The sequence below is a fragment of the Paenibacillus silviterrae genome, assembly GCF_030167925.1.
GTDB classification, from domain to species: domain Bacteria; phylum Bacillota; class Bacilli; order Paenibacillales; family NBRC-103111; genus Paenibacillus_G; species Paenibacillus_G silviterrae.
Window position 1 is genome coordinate 3,334,567 of record NZ_JASKUT010000001.1, and the last position, 19,310, is coordinate 3,353,876.

Below are 19,310 nucleotides of genomic sequence, written 5' to 3' on the forward strand. Positions count from 1 at the left end.
TCTGCATTCGTAGAAGGCTGCTTTTTTTTGCCTTAGGAGCTGCTTGCATAGAACGGTTGGCTGTTCCCCACTCTAATGAAGAGATCTCTCATATCCGGAGGTGTACGTTAGATGAAGAAGCTCAGCCGTTTACCAATGTTGATGCTTGCTGCTTTACTAACCATGGGCAGCTCCTCCGCGAATCCGAACAGTGAGGTCGTGTGGAAGGTGGATACCGACCAGAAGCTGATAGCCATTACGTTCGATGATGGGCCGAACCCTCGCTACACCCCGCAAATTCTCGATATTTTGAACCAGTATCAAGCGAAGGCCACCTTCTTTGTTTTAGGCAAAAGAGTGCAGATGTACCCGAAGATCGCCATCCGGGAAGTGAACGAAGGGCATGAGATTGCCAATCACACCTTTGACCATCATTTTCTCAAAAACTACCCTGCCGAACGTCTGGTCGATGAGATCCGGCAAACGCAGGAGGTTATCTTCGATATTACCGAGCAAATGCCACATGTATTTCGGCCGCCGGGAGGCTTCTACAACGATACGCTGCTCCATTCGATGAAGGAGGACAAGCTCACGGTTGTCATGTGGTCCTGGTACCAGGATACCCAGGATTGGCGCAAGCCGGGTGTGGACAAGATTGTACAAACGGTGCTTGGCAATGTGCATAACGGCGATATTATTTTGTTCCACGACCTTGAGGGGGATTGCAGCCAAACCGTAGAGGCGTTGAAGCGGATTATTCCCGAGCTGAAACAGCAGGGCTATGAGTTTGTCACGGTATCCGATCTGATTTCGAGAACGAAAAAATAAACCCGAGTCCTCCGTCGGAGGCTCGGGTTTTATGCATTTGCTGAGTGAGCCTTGTTAGATCGGCTTCCCGTTTTCTTTATTATCGAAGCGCTGATCCCGGTTGTCATAAGGCCCTGGATTCAAATTTTCCGGCGGGTTGATTTGCACCGGCTCATCCGTGGTGCGCGTCTTATACGAATTCACCGCACCCGCCATATGCGTCCCGAGATCCGCCAGCTCCGGATTCTCTTGGTTGTTTTGTACGTCGTTGCTCATGGGAGACACCTCCTGTAGGAATACATTCGAGGAGTAGTATGCCCTCAAAGGCGGAAGAACATGACCACCCCTCCACCGCGAACAGTGAAGGGGTGCTCTCATCTATTCCTGCTTCTTCAGCATCCTGCCAACTACTATCGCGGCCTGAGCTCGGGTCGTAATGCCTTCCGGTCCAAAGGTCGTGTCCGTCATGCCTTGCATGAGGCCTTCCTTCAGCACCTTTTCCACGCCTTCCTTCGCCCAGTCTTGAACCTTGCCGCTGTCAGAGAACGCTCCTAACGACGCACCAGCACTACTGGTCCCGCCTATACGAAGCAAGCCAAGCGCCCGGCTCATCATGACCGCCATCTGCTCCCGGGTAATCGTCTCGTTCGGCTGGAACATACCGCCGTCCATTCCGTTCACGAGACCCGATGCCGCCGCGGCTGTCACCGCATCGTGGTACCAGGCGTCCGTGCTCACATCCGTGAAGGTCTGCTGACCGTTGGCACCAGCCCCGTTAGAGGTAAGCCCTAACGCCCGTACCAGGATGGCGGCAAACTCCGCTCGGGTCACCGAGCCTTCCGGCTTGAACTCGCCGGATGAAACACCGTTTACAAGCAAGCGGCGCGCCATCCAATCGATATCCTGATAAGCCCAGTGCCCTACAGTATCGGCAAAGCTGTTCTTAAAGCTCATAGCCGCATACGGACCTGATGCGTCCGCTTCGAACCATAAACCGTCTTTACTCCGGACATGCTTCCATAATCCTGTTCCAGCATCGTAACGGTATACATCCGATGCCTTCCCATTCGCTGCGCTGAACTGCGCTGTTATGCCCTTTTGGCCGCTGCCGGAAAGTTCAATTACCTTATTTCCGTCCACAGCTTCCACACGAACAAACTGCAGGCCCGACACCGGCTGTAAGCCTTCACTTTGCTTACGTGCTGAAGCGATTGCCGCTTCAACTAGCTTAGTCTCAGCCTGATTGACAACCAAACGTACCTTCGCTCCGCCAGGTACACTATCATATTTCAGCTCGTCAGCCTTGAAACGGACATTCATCTGCTTGGATTTCAGCAGCAGTGTACCCTCCGCTTTGCCCAGCTGTCGCGCCGCTTCCAAAGGAAGTTCTATAACCACTTCTTCAGCGGCGTCCGTAACATCGACATACAGCTCTTTGCCCTTCTTGCCATCCTTCAAGGCAGAAGCAACAGCATCCGCAGGAATGCTTACCACAACAGCCGTACCTGCGCCGGAGGAAGCCGGTTTGCGCTCTTTCACAGCCGTTTCGCCAAGGTTCAGCGGGTCCTTATCTTGAGCGAATCCACCGGCAGGAGCACCGGCGCCATTGCCACCAGACCCTGAAGTACCGTTCCCAGACGAATTTCCTTCGTCATCATAACGAACCTTCAGTACATATTGACGTACCGCGGCACCGCCGCCAAGCTCCACCACGACAGGGATATTCCCGTCTGCCGGAACCGCTATCGTCTTTGCTGTCCCGCTCACCGCAAGCTCTCCGCCAATGGTGAGCTTCGCTCCGGCATCAGCAGCGGTTGCCGTTATCTCGAGCTGCTTCGTCCCTGCAGGAAGCACCAGCGAATACACTAATGTTCCGGGTTCAAATGCCGGCGACAAGTTTCCCGCGCTCACCGACAACCCGCTTAATCCGGGATTCATGTCCAGCGTCAGCGACAATACCCCTGCCGCAGACCCATTGCCGCCCAGATCCTTCACCGCTCCATCGAGAAGCGTTAACTGAGCTGCCCCCGTAATCTGCTGTCCGCTCAGTGTCAGTACCAGCTCGTGCGTCTCGGCAATGCCCTTCTTCGTAGCGGCCACGGCCGAACTAATCGTTCCCGCAACGCCGTTCAACTGAAGCTTCGCTGCATCCGCACTGTACTGAATCGGCTCATTGAACGTAAGGCGAATGACACGACCTCCGCTCTCTGCCATCGCCTTGACCGCAATCGGTCCTGCGGTGTCCAGCTCCTTCACGATCAATCCATGCGGCCCGCTATTGGACGTCAGCATCGAAACACCCGCATAGCTGAGGAAATACCTTGCATCCAATGTCACGTTATACTCACCGCCCGTAACCAATCGAGTCTTCGGCACCAGCCGAATCGTCCGGGACAGCTTCTCGTTGTTATCGCCCGTCTCTTCCTGAATGAACGCCGCCTGGTTCAGCTCCAGGGAACCCCCGCCTGCACCCGCCAGAACAACGGCACCTTCCGGCAGTCTCGTCACCTTCAAGTACTTCGAGAACGTTACATCCACGTAACTGCCCCCGTCGTAGGTAACCCCTGTGACAGTAGCTACCTTCGGCTCCTCGCGGGAAACCAGTCCTGCATTCACTTCCGTATGAGGCGGTGGGACATCAAGCTCTGCACTGCTCTTAGGTAGGTAGCCGTTCTTGCTCCACTCGACCTTCCATTTGCCCGGCGGGACATCCCAGCCGTATTTGCCTTCCTTATCCGTTTGCTGAGGATTCACTTGACCGTATTCCCCAGCTTCGAGCCAAGGTCTCCATACCCCGTTATCCAGGTACATGACCTTCGCTTCGACGCCCTCCAGACGGTTGCTTTTTACCGCCTCGTACACGTAACCGCTCGGATCATAGATCCACCTAGGATCGGCGATTTTCCGGCCCTTCTTCTTTTTCTTCTCAGGATCGTTACATTGATTAAACCCGGTGCCCACGGAGTCGATCTGTGAATCCACATAGTTGTCGATCTTATCCTCGACCACACCCGTTACAACACCCGCAACCACCCCGGCAGGCCCGGTTAATGCCATCGCCCCGGTCCATGCACCGAGAGCCGTTTTGGCCACCTCGCCAAGCACAACAGCCGCTAACGCCTTACCCGCCTGCTTGGCGGTCGTCGGCATTTCGTCGAGGCAATCCATACCGCTCGTTTCCACGTTATACATAATCTTGTTGATTTTCTCCGCATATTCCTTATAGCCTTCGTACTGATCCTTGACCTCGGAGATCTGATCGTTCACTTCATCCACATCCGCCTTGATCTCCATAAAATACTCCGCCGTATGCCCCCAATCTCCGGAGCCCGATAGCTTCGCCCGCGCGCCTGCGAACGACGCGGCACCTTGCTGAGCAACCATGTCTCTTGGCATATAGCCCTTAATGGCTATCGCTAAGGAAGTGTCGGTTTCCACGACGTCGAAGCTCTTCTGTACTGCAGGTACGCCCGACCGCTCCGCAAGAAGTACTTCCTCCGGTGAAGGCTTATAGGCCGATTCGGGATCTACGGTCATGGTTATAGTCATCCGTTTATTCCTCAGCTGAGGGAATTGAAGCGTCGCGGAACCGGAATATTTTCCATCCTTCTGCTCATAAGGTGTCGTCGATACGACCGTAAAATCACGCATTTTCGGCGGGAACGCTGCGCGAACCTCCTCCATGCTCGGCAGACGTCCGTCATAGGCTTGCGGTGTCTTTATCACATCGTAATCAATGTAAATTCCGCCAAGCGAGCCGTTCGTCGTCGGCACGATCGCCCTGAACAGGTCTCCTTCCCGAACGGCCGGAATCGGCTCCCCTTCCTGCCCATCCATATAAACCCGAACGTTCTCAACCCTATCCGGTCTCGTGAAATCAAAATCAAACTGGAACGGATTCCCAGGATACACCGTGTAAACGAAATTCGGTGCATCCTTTCCAGGCTCAATCGTCATCCAGCGCTTATCCGGCAGCTGGGCAAACGCCATCCGCAGCAGCTGCGGTCCATCCTTATCATATTGCACATAGACCTTATCGGATTGCAGGGTAATGCTATCCTTCGTCGTGCTCGCCCAAAGCGCATGCAAGCTCGGATTGCCTAGATCCACGAGTGTAACTGCCGTCTTCCACATACCGGCTGCATTCGCCATCGCACCGCCGATTTTCACATTCGTATCGTAAATGCTGATCTCGCTTCCCGCCGGCGCATAACCGCTTACCACCGTCCGCATCCCCTCGTCGGAAATCCGGGTCGGAGCATCCAAGGTCACCCGCGGCGTATCCAGATGAACCGTGCCTAACGTTTCCTCCACTGCATCCGTCCCGAGCAGCCCCTTGATCCTGGCTCCCACAGCGGCGGTATCCTCGTTATAATCACTCGCTACCTGCAGCTTATACGTTACGATCCCGCTATCGTTTTTGGCCAAGGTGCCCAGTGGGACGGTGAGCAGACGTCCTTCCACGGTAATCGGTTCCTTGCCGCCGCTTACCGCCTTATTGCCGTTAGCATCCGAAACGAGCGACATCCCCTGAGGTATCTCCAACAGCAGCGCAGCATTCGTTAAGGCCCGGTCTTGATTATTACGGTAGGCAGCCCTCAGGGTCACGGTACTCCCGGCCATTGCCCTGGCAGGAAGAGCCGAGAAATGATTGCCCGATTGATTTGTAAAATAACTCGTCGGACTAAAAGAAATCGTCCCTAAGCTCTTAATCTGCCCTTCGTCAATGGTGAAATCGACCTGCGCATATTCATATCGCGTCTTACTCCCGGTGTCGCGAATCGTTCGCCCGATCTCCATCCGGAAGGTACCGCCTCGCGGCACATTAACGTTAAAAGGCGTCGTTTGGAAGCTTTCGTCCCAAACATTGGCGACTCTTTCCTTGCTGCCGCTCTGTTTCATTTCATAGATCGTAGCGTAGTAATAAATATTTCGTCCTAATCCTACGGAGCCTTGTACACGCGCACCTGTTTCTTGAAGCCTTACCTCGGCTGTCGCATTGGAGTTCTCATCCATGGTCACGGTTTGACATGAGTTCACATAAGCATGGATAGAGCCAGATACGCACACCTGTACTGGCGTCCCTGGATTTCCGCCCAGTCTCACAGCGTTGGAATAATAAGTTCTTACCCAGCCGAACGGAGTCGATACATGGGACAGAAAGTTCTCATTTTGCATATCAAGCGGCCCCTGCCACTCGGTATCAAGCGCTTTTTTGTATACCTTCAAATTGACAACACCCTGATCCGGCTGCTTTACGGGAACGTCCAGGTACGTCGTCGTCTGGTCCGTCACTCTCGCCTTTACCTTACCGGAGCTGTAATCATAGGAATACTCCGCCGCTTCCAGCTCAACCTCACCTTGGAACAGCTCGAAGCGAACCTTGCCGTCCAAGCTCGTATGCCCTTGAATCACGACCGGCGGCATGCTGCTCTTCACCTTCTGTGTAGCCGTGACGTATGCGTTAAAGACAGGCTTGTTCTCCGGACTCTTCACCGTCACCTCAAGAACTCCCTTGCCTGGCGCAATCAGATTGACAGTGAGCACATTGTCCCCGCCACTCAGCTTATAGCTCAAAGGCGTGCCGGGAGCCACCTCGTAGTAAAAATCACGCAAATCCAGCTCAGCCGTCACGTTCTGATCCCGCAGCAGACCATCCCTCCAATAGGTGGTGCCATCCTCTTGGGTATGCATGAATGCGATGGATTGTTGCTGATCGTCCCACAACGTAACTGGAACGTTAGAGACCGGCTTACCCGTCGCATCCAGTACCTTCACCTGAAATCTCGCCGGTACGGATACGGGTACGGTAACGGCACTCGTCCTGCCTGGCTCAATCCTTACATTATTTAAACGACCGATTTCATACCGTTCATCCGACGTATAGAGTGTAACCTCATAATCATCCCCCGGCCACAGTCCGTCAATCGCCTCCATGCCATTCTCACGCACCGTCATCATGCGCTGGTCTCCGGCTGTCGGGCTGTATAAGCTGAGCAGCGTCCCCCGTAGCTCGGCAGGCGACGCTCCACTCAAAGCCACCTGAAGCCCCCCGCCGACCGGAGCAGGCAACTCCTCCGCTTCCTTGACTTCAACCTGACCTCCCCCGCTGAGCATGAGCTTCATGCTCGTCAGCTCCGTCGTCTCCGGTGTCAGCTGCAGTTCTCCCATATATAGGCCCGGAGCTGCGGCATTCTCCTTTAATGGGGCAGAGGCTGTTTTCGTCACTTGACCGCTTCCCGACCACTCTTTATAAGCCCACTCGACAATCGCTTCGCGCTTCGTCGCGCCTTGAGCGATTAATCGGATCTTGCTGCCCTTTTTTAGCGGACCGTGATCCGTCTTTTCCCCTAACCAGGTTAAGCTGGTTTCCTCTCCGTCCGGAGGCGGATTGCCTCCCCCTTGAGACTCCCAGTTGTAGCTAGGGCCGCTCATACTGCGATGATACTTACTGTCAATTGCCTCTACACGAAATAGGTAATCCGTATCCTCTTCCCGCACCTGATTGGTTAGCGTCACCGTTCTTGCTTCATTAGCGGATTTGTAAGCAATAGGGGTCCCGTTCTTATAAATCGCGTAGCCAGTAATCCCATCGGGGTCTGTTGCCGGCGTCCAAGTTAGTGTGATATGATCCTCACCAAGGTTTGTAGCGGTCAAGCTGCTCCCTGCCGGCCAAGCTGGCGCCGTTCCATTTGTTGCGATGAAGTAATCGAAAAATTCAAACTCAAAGCCGTTGATATTTTCCATATACTTGGAGAAAAATGAAACCGTATGCCCCGTGTCTCCCAAGATCGGACGTTTTCCCGGAGAGCGCAACGGGATTGGTGCACCCGGTACGGAAATCCTTCTCGAAGACAATCCCTGCGCATCCGCAACATAAATGTCGGTATCATTCCAAGCGCCGCTTTCTGATTTTACTTCATAAGCGACATAGGCCCCGTTCCGGCTGATGGATGGATTCTGGCTGTCCCCCGACAGCTGTGTGCCGTCTTCGTTTTGCGAGACACGGTTGAAGCTATTATTCGTATGGTCATAAACGTAGATGTCATCCCTATTGTTCGTGTCACCCGGTACCAAGTTCGTTTTTGAGGTGGCAAAAGCAACATATCTTCCGTCCCCGCTGATCGATGGCGATTCCCCTTGCGTAATACGCTTCAGCTCATTGCCTGCCGAGGCATTACGGTCGAAGAAGTACAAACTCTCTGTACCGATAAAATCCGTATCTTCTGTCAGCTTCGTATTGGATACGAACGCAAGCTTACTGCCATCCGCACTTATGGAAGGCGCCCAGCTGGCACTGTTCCATGTCTGTTCCTTCGGTACGCTGACTCTAGTCAGCTTCGAGCCTGCAGCTAAAGCGTCATACAGGTATATATCCGCTTTTCCATCCGTGTCTCCGGCCACAAGTCCGTCGGCCTCCGTATCGAACGCGATATACCGTCCGTCCGCATTGATAGAGACGTAATCTCTGTCATTCATCCTAAACTCTGTAGAAGAGGTCGTTCCGTTCACAAGCTCTAAAGAGTCCATTTCTCTATCGTATTTGTATACCCTTACCTTGCCGCTGATGAAATCCTCCGCATATGTATAAGCAAAATAACGCCCATTCGGTGACATGTCAAAATGCAGCACCGTCCCCGTCATATCCGGAGTTTTGACCCTGCGGTATTGCCCTGTTTGCCGATCTTCTACCTCGATAACCTTCCTGCCCGTAGCTTGCTCATCATCCATAGCATACGTCATAAAAGCGAAATACCGCTCATCCGAGCTCAGCTTGGTATACGGCGAATCCGAAGCCGCATACACCATACTTAGAAATCCGTTATTCAGCTTACTTAACAGATTCCATGACAGCGGCGCTGCCAGACGGTAGGTTGCAGCAGCAACACTAGATACGGATTGAGTGCCGTAAACACTCCCTGACACGGATGGTTCTGCAACATTTCCCCCACTGCTTGTGGCATCTGCTGCCGACGGCAGCACCGATGTAGTTAGCAGCAAGGCAGCCATGGTAGAAGCCATGGTTTTTCTAAGTTTTTGCCAACGAACTGATTTCACTGGTTTACCCTCCGATACGTCTGATACACATCGTATCACATTATATCGTACTTACCTAAGTTTTCCAGTGGTAAATTACACATTTTAGAAAAAATAAATAATAAAAAAACCACCTCTTTATGAAAAAGAGATGGTTTTGCGTTTGAAAGAATCGGGACGACACGATTTGAACATGCGACCCCCTGGTCCCAAACCAGGTGCTCTACCAAGCTGAGCTACGTCCCGTTACTAATATAAAGCTTTCATGGCGTTCCCTGAGAGATACGGCCTTAGGCCGACTGCGTAGTATTCCTACCGAAGCGCAGCTCCGACGAACTCTTACGTCCGAATCTGTTTGTGGTTCGATGAAGCTTTAATGGCGTGCCCTGAGAGATTCGAACTCCCGACCTTTTGATTCGTAGTCAAACGCTCTATCCGGCTGAGCTAAGGGCACATAATTATGGAGCGGAAGACGGGACTCGAACCCGCGACCCTCGCCTTGGCAAGGCGATGCTCTACCACTGAGCCACTTCCGCAAGGATGCAGTCGAGAGGACTCGAACCTCCACGGCTGTTACACCACTAGAACCTGAATCTAGCGCGTCTGCCAATTCCGCCACGACTGCATGTAATCTGATGGTGCGGTTGAGAGGACTCGAACCTCCACGAGCGTACGCCCACTACCCCCTCAAGATAGCGTGTCTGCCATTCCACCACAACCGCATAAAAAGTGAGTCATGTAGGACTCGAACCTACGACACCCTGATTAAAAGTCAGGTGCTCTACCGACTGAGCTAATGACTCATGAGATACACTGGGGATCTAGGATTCGAACCTAGGCATGACGGAGTCAAAGTCCGTTGCCTTACCGCTTGGCTAATCCCCATTACTGATTAAAGGGCGATCGAAGGGAATTGAACCCTCGAATGCCGGAGCCACAATCCGGTGCGTTAGCCACTTCGCCACGACCGCCACGTTATCAAAGGTACTGGCAGGGGCAGCAGGAATCGAACCCACACCAAAGGTTTTGGAGACCTTTGTTCTACCTTTAAACTATGCCCCTACAGACTGGTGGAGGCTGATGGATTCGAACCACCGAACTCAAGGAGAACAGATTTACAGTCTGCTGCGTTTGGCCACTTCGCTAAGCCTCCGTGGTATTACAATGGTGCCGCCGAGAGGACTTGAACCCCCAACCTACTGATTACAAGTCAGTTGCTCTACCAATTGAGCTACAGCGGCATAAAAGTGGCTCGGGACGGAATCGAACCGCCGACACGAGGATTTTCAGTCCTCTGCTCTACCGACTGAGCTACCGAGCCTAGTTAAAATAAAAAATGGCGGAGCCGACGGGATTCGAACCCGCGGTCTCCTGCGTGACAGGCAGGCATGTTAGGCCTCTACACCACGGCTCCGCGATGATTGGTTGCGGGGGCAGGATTTGAACCTGCGGCCTTCGGGTTATGAGCCCGACGAGCTACCGGGCTGCTCCACCCCGCGTCGTGTAAATCTTATATGGTGGAGGCTGACGGGATCGAACCGCCGACCCTCTGCTTGTAAGGCAGATGCTCTCCCAGCTGAGCTAAGCCTCCAGGTATTGCTATGACCCGTAGGGGATTCGAACCCCTGTTACCTCCGTGAAAGGGAGGTGTCTTAACCCCTTGACCAACGGGCCTTATAAGTGGCTCCCCGAACAGGACTCGAACCTGTGACAACTCGATTAACAGTCGAGTGCTCTACCAACTGAGCTATCAGGGAATAACGTTTCAAAGCGGCTTGCACCTTGAAAACTGGATTCGAAACAACGCTCCGACAATCTCATTTTATCACTCCGTTGTGCTTCGCACAAAGTCGCTCCCAAACGAGATGTCTTCGCTAGCAATTTGTCTAATGTAGGATAAGCCCTCGACCGATTAGTATTCGTCAGCTCCACACGTTGCCGCGCTTCCACCCCGAACCTATCTACCTCGTCGTCTACAAGGGGTCTTACGAATTGGGAAATCTCATCTTGAGGGGGGCTTCACGCTTAGATGCTTTCAGCGCTTATCCCTTCCGTACTTGGCTATCCAGCCGTGCCTCTGGCGAGACAACTGGTACACCAGCGGTACGTCCATCCCGGTCCTCTCGTACTAAGGACAGCTCCTCTCAAATTTCCTACGCCCGCGACAGATAGGGACCGAACTGTCTCACGACGTTCTGAACCCAGCTCGCGTACCGCTTTAATGGGCGAACAGCCCAACCCTTGGGACCTACTTCAGCCCCAGGATGCGATGAGCCGACATCGAGGTGCCAAACCTCCCCGTCGATGTGGACTCTTGGGGGAGATAAGCCTGTTATCCCCAGGGTAGCTTTTATCCGTTGAGCGATGGCCCTTCCATTCGGTACCACCGGATCACTAAGCCCGACTTTCGTCCCTGCTCGACCTGTTTGTCTCGCAGTCAAGCTCCCTTATGCCTTTGCACTCTTCGAATGATTTCCAACCATTCTGAGGGAACCTTGGGGCGCCTCCGTTACTCTTTAGGAGGCGACCGCCCCAGTCAAACTGCCTACCTGACACTGTCCCCACACCAGCTAATGGTGCCAGGTTAGAACTCCGATACGATCAGGGTGGTATCCCAACGGCGCCTCCACCGAAGCTGGCGCTCCGGCTTCCTAGGCTCCCACCTATCCTGTACAGATCGTACCAAAGTCCAATATCAAGCTGCAGTAAAGCTCCATGGGGTCTTTCCGTCTTGTCGCGGGTAACCTGCATCTTCACAGGTATTAAAATTTCACCGATCTCTCGTCGAGACAGCGCCCAAGTCGTTACGCCATTCGTGCGGGTCAGAATTTACCTGACAAGGAATTTCGCTACCTTAGGACCGTTATAGTTACGGCCGCCGTTTACTGGGGCTTCGGTTCACAGCTTCGGGTTTAACCCCTAACCGCTCCCCTTAACCTTCCAGCACCGGGCAGGCGTCAGCCCGTATACTTCGCCTTGCGGCTTCGCACAGACCTGTGTTTTTGCTAAACAGTCGCTTGGGCCTTTTCACTGCGGCCCCCTCGGGCTATTCACCCTACACGAGGCACCCCCTTCTCCCGAAGTTACGGGGTCATTTTGCCGAGTTCCTTAACGAGAGTTCTTCCGAGCGCCTTAGCATGCTCTGCTCGCCTACCTGTGTCGGTTTGCGGTACGGGCACCTTCTCCCTGGCTAGAGGCTTTTCTTGGCAGCTTGAACTCATGACCTTCGCTACTATAATTTCGCTCCCCATCACAGCCCAGCCTTACGATTAGCGGATTTGCCTACTAACCAGCCTCGCTGCTTGGACGGACATCCATCAGTCCGCGTCACTATCCTTCTGCGTCACCCCATTGCTCATAACGGTTCACGGTGGTACAGGAATTTCAACCTGTTGTCCTTCGACTACGCCTTTCGGCCTCGCCTTAGGTCCCGACTTACCCTGAGCGGACGAACCTTCCTCAGGAACCCTTAGGCTTACGGCGGACAAGATTCTCACTTGTCTTTTCGTTACTCATACCGGCATTCTCACTTGTAACCGCTCCAGCTGTCCTCACGATCAACCTTCACTGCTGTTACAACGCTCCCCTACTGCCCAAAATTGGACTCATAGCTTCGGTGGTGTGTTTAGCCCCGTTACATTTTCGGCGCAGAGTCACTCGACCAGTGAGCTATTACGCACTCTTTCAATGGTGGCTGCTTCTAAGCCAACATCCTGGTTGTCTTTGCAACTCCACATCCTTTCCCACTTAACACACACTTGGGGACCTTAGCTGATGATCTGGGCTGTTTCCCCTCTTGACAATGGATCTTAGCACTCACTGTCTGACTCCCGGGTTAAAGTCTGCGGCATTCAGAGTTTGACTGGACTTGGTAACCCTTGGCGGGCCCCGCACCCAATCAGTGCTTTACCTCCGCGACTCATCACCCGAGGCTAGCCCTAAAGCTATTTCGGGGAGAACCAGCTATCTCCGAGTTCGATTGGAATTTCTCCGCTACCCCCACCTCATCCCCGAATTTTTCAACATTCGTGGGTTCGGGCCTCCAGTGCGTGTTACCGCACCTTCACCCTGGACAGGGGTAGATCACACGGTTTCGGGTCTACGTCTACGTACTTATTCGCCCTATTCAGACTCGCTTTCGCTGCGGCTCCGGCTTCTCACCTTAACCTTGCGCGTAAACGTAACTCGCCGGTTCATTCTACAAAAGGCACGCCATCACTCTTTAACGAGCTCTGACTTCTTGTAAGCACACGGTTTCAGGTTCTTTTTCACTCCGCTCCCGCGGTTCTTTTCACCTTTCCCTCACGGTACTGCTTCACTATCGGTCACCAGGGAGTATTTAGCCTTGGCAGATGGTCCTGCCGGATTCCGACGGGGTTTCACGTGTCCCGCCGTACTCAGGATCCGTCTAGAGTCTCGGTTGCTTTCGGTTACGGGGCTGTTACCCACTTTGGCCGGCCTTTCCAGACCTGTTCGCCTACCAACCTGCACTCACATTGACGTCCTACAACCCCAAGGGGCAAGCCCCTTGGTTTGGGCTGTTCCGCTTTCGCTCGCCGCTACTGACGGAATCACTTTTGTTTTCTTTTCCTGAGGGTACTTAGATGTTTCAGTTCCCCTCGTCTGCCTCCTACACAGCTATGTATTCACTGTGTGGTACGTGAGTATTACCTCACGCGGGTTTCCCCATTCGGACATCCCCGGATCAAAGCCTGCTTACGGCTCCCCGAGGCATTTCGTCGTTCGCCACGTCCTTCTTCGGCTCCTGGTGCCTAGGCATCCTCCGTGTGCTCTTATTAGCTTAACCAATCGTTCGAATGATCTTGGTTCTCCGTTCCGTTGTGCTACGCACAAAGTCACTCCAAACTCAAGACATTCTCACTAGCAGCTAAAAGATTGATGATTTCGCATGCGCTCAATCATCACATCGTAATAGATGTTTCGACATTTTGCTTTGTTTCGATATCCAGTTTTCAAGGAACAAGGATTGTTCTTCGCTGCTCGCATTACCGCGGCAGGAAGGTTACCTTAGCACGTCCGCAATCTTTGATGCAAGCATCAAGATTACCAAAGGCGCTCGCACAATAACGGACTTTGAGAACGTTATTTGCGGTTTTGGAATCGGTCAGAGGCAGATAACGGACTTTCGAACCGTTATTTTCTGCTGTAACGCGATTGTGGAGCGGTTTTGCCTAGTTTTCGCCGAAATAGCGGTCTGAAAAACCGTTATTCCAGCTTCTCGCTGCTGTTTCAACTGAATAACGTCCTAAAAGTCCGTTATTCCTTCAGCCTTCAGCGAAGCAAAACATCCTATGTATAGAAAGGCATTGCACCTTTCAAAACTGAACAACGAGGAGAGTGAGTTCGCTGCAACTGTTACATCGTGGAACGATGTCAGTTGTCAGCTATTATGTCCGATGGCCTGCAGCCATCATGGACTCCATAGAAAGGAGGTGATCCAGCCGCACCTTCCGATACGGCTACCTTGTTACGACTTCACCCCAATCATCTACCCCACCTTCGGCGGCTGGCCCCTTGCGGTTACCCCACCGACTTCGGGTGTTGTAAACTCTCGTGGTGTGACGGGCGGTGTGTACAAGACCCGGGAACGTATTCACCGCGGCATGCTGATCCGCGATTACTAGCAATTCCGACTTCATGCAGGCGAGTTGCAGCCTGCAATCCGAACTGAGACCGGCTTCTAAGGATTTGCTCCGGATCGCTCCTTCGCTGCCCGTTGTACCGGCCATTGTAGTACGTGTGTAGCCCAGGTCATAAGGGGCATGATGATTTGACGTCATCCCCACCTTCCTCCGGTTTGTCACCGGCAGTCACTTCAGAGTGCCCAACTGAATGCTGGCAACTGAAATCAAGGGTTGCGCTCGTTGCGGGACTTAACCCAACATCTCACGACACGAGCTGACGACAACCATGCACCACCTGTCTCCTCTGTCCCGAAGGCCTACGATATCTCTACCGTATTCAGAGGGATGTCAAGACCTGGTAAGGTTCTTCGCGTTGCTTCGAATTAAACCACATACTCCACTGCTTGTGCGGGTCCCCGTCAATTCCTTTGAGTTTCACTCTTGCGAGCGTACTCCCCAGGCGGAGTGCTTACTGTGTTTACTTCGGCACCAAGGGTATCGAAACCCCTAACACCTAGCACTCATCGTTTACGGCGTGGACTACCAGGGTATCTAATCCTGTTTGCTCCCCACGCTTTCGCGCCTCAGCGTCAGTTACAGTCCAGAAAGTCGCCTTCGCCACTGGTGTTCCTCCACATCTCTACGCATTTCACCGCTACACGTGGAATTCCACTTTCCTCTCCTGCACTCAAGTCTCCCAGTTTTCAGTGCGAACCAGGGTTGAGCCCTGGGCTTAAACACCAAACTTAAAAGACCGCCTGCGCGCGCTTTACGCCCAATAATTCCGGACAACGCTTGCCCCCTACGTATTACCGCGGCTGCTGGCACGTAGTTAGCCGGGGCTTTCTTCTCAGGTACCGTCATTTCCAGGGCAGTTACTCCCCGGAACGTTCTTCCCTGGCAACAGAGCTTTACGATCCGAAAACCTTCATCACTCACGCGGCGTTGCTCCGTCAGACTTTCGTCCATTGCGGAAGATTCCCTACTGCTGCCTCCCGTAGGAGTCTGGGCCGTGTCTCAGTCCCAGTGTGGCCGATCACCCTCTCAGGTCGGCTACGCATCGTCGCCTTGGTGAGCCGTTACCTCACCAACTAGCTAATGCGCCGCAGGCCCATCTGTAAGCCACAGCTTGCGCCGTGTTTCCAAGCTCCTCCATGCGGAGAAGCCATCTATCCGGTCTTAGCTACCGTTTCCGGTAGTTATCCCAGTCTTACAGGCAGGTTGCCTACGTGTTACTCACCCGTCCGCCGCTAGGGTCCGAAGACCCTCGCTCGACTTGCATGTATTAGGCACGCCGCCAGCGTTCGTCCTGAGCCAGGATCAAACTCTCCATTAAAGTAGTTTGACTTGCTCATGTTCAAAGCTAGCACGAATCCGAAGATTCGTTGTATTTCACTCTCTCGTTGTTCAGTTTTCAAAGGGCAATTTCACTGCTTAAGGAATGTAGCACATTTCATTATGCTTTGCAACTTTTTGTTTTTCCATCCAAGAGGTAGTCCTGCGAGGTCAGATCCACGATGTTTGTTGCGTTCCGCTGCGCTCTCTCAAGCGGCGGAGTCATAATATATCATGTTGTCATTCTCTTTGCAAGTCCGAATTCTCCCATCCGGAGTCATTCGGGTAAGGCATAATAAAGAGTCCTCCGGTGTCCCAAAGGACTCTTTGCTTGGCGACGTTCTACTCTCCCAGGACCCTTCGGTCCAAGTACCATCGACGCTGGAAGGCTTAACGGTCGTGTTCGGTATGGGTACGCGTGGTTCCCTTCCGCCATCATCACCAAACCGGATTTTTCGTTAGAAAATATCCATCAAGGCTTGTGCCTTGAAAACTGGATTCGAAACTTCAGCAAATGTCGTTAGCTGTGCTGCCGATGCAGCATTTTGGATAAGCCCTCGACCGATTAGTATTCGTCAGCTCCACACGTTGCCGCGCTTCCACCCCGAACCTATCTACCTCGTCGTCTACAAGGGGTCTTACTAAATTGGGAAATCTCATCTTGAGGGGGGCTTCACGCTTAGATGCTTTCAGCGCTTATCCCTTCCGTACTTGGCTATCCAGCCGTGCCTCTGGCGAGACAACTGGTACACCAGCGGTACGTCCATCCCGGTCCTCTCGTACTAAGGACAGCTCCTCTCAAATTTCCTACGCCCGCGACAGATAGGGACCGAACTGTCTCACGACGTTCTGAACCCAGCTCGCGTACCGCTTTAATGGGCGAACAGCCCAACCCTTGGGACCTACTTCAGCCCCAGGATGCGATGAGCCGACATCGAGGTGCCAAACCTCCCCGTCGATGTGGACTCTTGGGGGAGATAAGCCTGTTATCCCCAGGGTAGCTTTTATCCGTTGAGCGATGGCCCTTCCATTCGGTACCACCGGATCACTAAGCCCGACTTTCGTCCCTGCTCGACCTGTATGTCTCGCAGTCAAGCTCCCTTATGCCTTTGCACTCTTCGAATGATTTCCAACCATTCTGAGGGAACCTTGGGGCGCCTCCGTTACTCTTTAGGAGGCGACCGCCCCAGTCAAACTGCCTACCTGACACTGTCCCTACACCAGCTAATGGTGCCAGGTTAGAACTCCGATACGATCAGGGTGGTATCCCAACGGCGCCTCCACCGAAGCTGGCGCTCCGGCTTCCTAGGCTCCCACCTATCCTGTACAGATCGTACCAAAGTCCAATATCAAGCTGCAGTAAAGCTCCATGGGGTCTTTCCGTCTTGTCGCGGGTAACCTGCATCTTCACAGGTATTAAAATTTCACCGGATCTCTCGTCGAGACAGCGCCCAAGTCGTTACGCCATTCGTGCGGGTCAGAATTTACCTGACAAGGAATTTCGCTACCTTAGGACCGTTATAGTTACGGCCGCCGTTTACTGGGGCTTCGGTTCACAGCTTCGGGTTTAACCCCTAACCGCTCCCCTTAACCTTCCAGCACCGGGCAGGCGTCAGCCCGTATACTTCGCCTTGCGGCTTCGCACAGACCTGTGTTTTTGCTAAACAGTCGCTTGGGCCTTTTCACTGCGGCCCCCTCGGGCTATTCACCCTACCGAGGCACCCCTTCTCCCGAAGTTACGGGGTCATTTTGCCGAGTTCCTTAACGAGAGTTCTTCCGAGCGCCTTAGCATGCTCTGCTCGCCTACCTGTGTCGGTTTGCGGTACGGGCACCTTCTCCCTGGCTAGAGGCTTTTCTTGGCAGCTTGAACTCATGACCTTCGCTACTATAATTTCGCTCCCCATCACAGCCCAGCCTTACGATTAGCGGATTTGCCTACTAACCAGCCTCGCTGCTTGGACGGACATCCATCAGTCCGCGTCACTATCCTTCTGCGTCACCCCATTGCTCATAACGGTTCACGGTGGTACAGGAATTTCAACCTGTTGTCCTTCGACTACGCCTTTCGGCCTCGCCTTAGGTCCCGACTTACCCTGAGCGGACGAACCTTCCTCAGGAACCCTTAGGCTTACGGCGGACAAGATTCTCACTTGTCTTTTCGTTACTCATACCGGCATTCTCACTTGTAACCGCTCCAGCTGTCCTCACGATCAACCTTCACTGCTGTTACAACGCTCCCCTACTGCCCATAAATGGACTCATAGCTTCGGTGGTGTGTTTAGCCCCGTTACATTTTCGGCGCAGAGTCACTCGACCAGTGAGCTATTACGCACTCTTTCAATGGTGGCTGCTTCTAAGCCAACATCCTGGTTGTCTTTGCAACTCCACATCCTTTCCCACTTAACACACACTTGGGGACCTTAGCTGATGATCTGGGCTGTTTCCCTCTTGACAATGGATCTTAGCACTCACTGTCTGACTCCCGGGTTAAAGTCTGCGGCATTCAGAGTTTGACTGGACTTGGTAACCCTTGGCGGGCCCCGCACCCAATCAGTGCTTTACCTCCGCGACTCATCACCCGAGGCTAGCCCTAAAGCTATTTCGGGGAGAACCAGCTATCTCCGAGTTCGATTGGAATTTCTCCGCTACCCCCACCTCATCCCCGAATTTTTCAACATTCGTGGGTTCGGGCCTCCAGTGCGTGTTACCGCACCTTCACCCTGGACAGGGGTAGATCACACGGTTTCGGGTCTACGTCTACGTACTTATTCGCCCTATTCAGACTCGCTTTCGCTGCGGCTCCGGCTTCTCACCTTAACCTTGCGCGTAAACGTAACTCGCCGGTTCATTCTACAAAAGGCACGCCATCACTCTTTAACGAGCTCTGACTTCTTGTAAGCACACGGTTTCAGGTTCTTTTTCACTCCGCTCCCGCGGTTCTTTTCACCTTTCCCTCACGGTACTGCTTCACTATCGGTCACCAGGGAGTATTTAGCCTTGGCAGATGGTCCTGCCGGATTCCGACGGGGTTTCACGTGTCCCGCCGTACTCAGGATCCGTCTAGAGTCTCGGTTGCTTTCGGTTACGGGGCTGTTACCCACTTTGGCCGGCCTTTCCAGACCTGTTCGCCTACCAACCTGCACTCACATTGACGTCCTACAACCCCAAGGGGCAAGCCCCTTGGTTTGGGCTGTTCCGCTTTCGCTCGCCGCTACTGACGGAATCACTTTTGTTTTCTTTTCCTGAGGGTACTTAGATGTTTCAGTTCCCCTCGTCTGCCTCCTACACAGCTATGTATTCACTGTGTGGTACGTGAGTATTACCTCACGCGGGTTTCCCCATTCGGACATCCCCGGATCAAAGCCTGCTTACGGCTCCCCGAGGCATTTCGTCGTTCGCCACGTCCTTCTTCGGCTCCTGGTGCCTAGGCATCCTCCGTGTGCTCTTATTAGCTTAACCTGTCGCTTCATATGCTATTTCTTCGTTCCGTTGTGCTTCGCACAAAGT

Annotated in this window: 3 protein-coding genes, 17 tRNA genes and 4 rRNA genes; 1 reads left to right on the forward strand and 23 read right to left on the reverse strand. The window is 53.3% G+C overall.

Features of this window, described 5'->3' with window-relative positions; all coding sequences use genetic code 11:
- Positions 1 to 111: 111 nt before the first annotated feature.
- A complete protein-coding gene (locus QMO62_RS15155; RefSeq protein ID WP_284642195.1) occupies positions 112 to 807 on the forward strand; it encodes a polysaccharide deacetylase family protein in 696 nt (231 codons plus the stop codon).
- 54 nt (positions 808 to 861) lie between these two features.
- Here QMO62_RS15155 and QMO62_RS15160 read toward each other — a convergent pair whose 3' ends face one another.
- The 23 genes from QMO62_RS15160 to QMO62_RS15270 all read right to left on the reverse strand — a co-directional run bounded on the left by QMO62_RS15160 (position 862) and on the right by QMO62_RS15270 (position 19,262).
- The gene (locus QMO62_RS15160) at positions 862 to 1,062 is read right to left on the reverse strand and encodes a hypothetical protein (protein ID WP_284642197.1); all 201 of its coding nucleotides are present in this window, start codon (positions 1,060 to 1,062) and stop codon (positions 862 to 864) included.
- A 102-nt stretch (positions 1,063 to 1,164) separates the two neighbouring features.
- Complete coding sequence (locus tag QMO62_RS15165; RefSeq protein ID WP_284642200.1) at positions 1,165 to 8,844, reverse strand: S-layer homology domain-containing protein; 7,680 nt, start codon at positions 8,842 to 8,844, stop codon at positions 1,165 to 1,167.
- A gap of 151 nt (positions 8,845 to 8,995) precedes the next feature.
- Positions 8,996 to 9,069, reverse strand: a tRNA-Pro gene (locus tag QMO62_RS15170).
- A gap of 131 nt (positions 9,070 to 9,200) precedes the next feature.
- A tRNA-Arg gene (locus QMO62_RS15175) sits at positions 9,201 to 9,277 on the reverse strand.
- A gap of 7 nt (positions 9,278 to 9,284) precedes the next feature.
- Positions 9,285 to 9,359, reverse strand: a tRNA-Gly gene (locus tag QMO62_RS15180).
- A 5-nt stretch (positions 9,360 to 9,364) separates the two neighbouring features.
- Positions 9,365 to 9,448: transfer RNA gene (locus QMO62_RS15185), tRNA-Leu, on the reverse strand.
- Between the two features lie 11 nt (positions 9,449 to 9,459).
- A tRNA-Leu gene (locus QMO62_RS15190) sits at positions 9,460 to 9,545 on the reverse strand.
- Positions 9,546 to 9,553: 8 nt separating this feature from the next.
- Positions 9,554 to 9,626, reverse strand: a tRNA-Lys gene (locus QMO62_RS15195).
- Between the two features lie 10 nt (positions 9,627 to 9,636).
- Positions 9,637 to 9,708, reverse strand: a tRNA-Gln gene (locus QMO62_RS15200).
- A gap of 13 nt (positions 9,709 to 9,721) precedes the next feature.
- A tRNA-His gene (locus tag QMO62_RS15205) sits at positions 9,722 to 9,794 on the reverse strand.
- Positions 9,795 to 9,811: 17 nt separating this feature from the next.
- Positions 9,812 to 9,885, reverse strand: a tRNA-Trp gene (locus tag QMO62_RS15210).
- Between the two features lie 6 nt (positions 9,886 to 9,891).
- Positions 9,892 to 9,976: transfer RNA gene (locus QMO62_RS15215), tRNA-Tyr, on the reverse strand.
- Positions 9,977 to 9,988: 12 nt separating this feature from the next.
- Positions 9,989 to 10,064 (reverse strand) — tRNA-Thr (locus QMO62_RS15220).
- 7 nt (positions 10,065 to 10,071) lie between these two features.
- Positions 10,072 to 10,144, reverse strand: a tRNA-Phe gene (locus QMO62_RS15225).
- Positions 10,145 to 10,160: 16 nt separating this feature from the next.
- Positions 10,161 to 10,237 (reverse strand) — tRNA-Asp (locus QMO62_RS15230).
- Positions 10,238 to 10,245: 8 nt separating this feature from the next.
- Positions 10,246 to 10,322: transfer RNA gene (locus QMO62_RS15235), tRNA-Met, on the reverse strand.
- Between the two features lie 16 nt (positions 10,323 to 10,338).
- A tRNA-Val gene (locus QMO62_RS15240) sits at positions 10,339 to 10,414 on the reverse strand.
- A gap of 11 nt (positions 10,415 to 10,425) precedes the next feature.
- Positions 10,426 to 10,497, reverse strand: a tRNA-Glu gene (locus QMO62_RS15245).
- A 7-nt stretch (positions 10,498 to 10,504) separates the two neighbouring features.
- Positions 10,505 to 10,580: transfer RNA gene (locus QMO62_RS15250), tRNA-Asn, on the reverse strand.
- A 135-nt stretch (positions 10,581 to 10,715) separates the two neighbouring features.
- Positions 10,716 to 13,630 (reverse strand): 23S ribosomal RNA (locus QMO62_RS15255).
- A 639-nt stretch (positions 13,631 to 14,269) separates the two neighbouring features.
- Positions 14,270 to 15,804, reverse strand: a 16S ribosomal RNA gene (locus QMO62_RS15260).
- 328 nt (positions 15,805 to 16,132) lie between these two features.
- Positions 16,133 to 16,249, reverse strand: a 5S ribosomal RNA gene (gene rrf / locus QMO62_RS15265).
- Between the two features lie 99 nt (positions 16,250 to 16,348).
- Positions 16,349 to 19,262, reverse strand: a 23S ribosomal RNA gene (locus QMO62_RS15270).
- Together the 16S, 23S and 5S rRNA genes with 17 tRNA genes alongside form the textbook arrangement of a ribosomal RNA operon.
- Positions 19,263 to 19,310: the final 48 nt, after the last annotated feature.

What these genes read in the sequence shown, in the direction of transcription:
- QMO62_RS15160 (WP_284642197.1), bottom strand. Translation starts at nt 1,062, where the DNA reads ATGAGCAACGACGTACAAAACAACCAAGAGAATCCGGAGCTGGCGGAT.
- QMO62_RS15155 (WP_284642195.1), top strand. Translation starts at nt 112, where the DNA reads ATGAAGAAGCTCAGCCGTTTACCAATGTTGATGCTTGCTGCTTTACTA.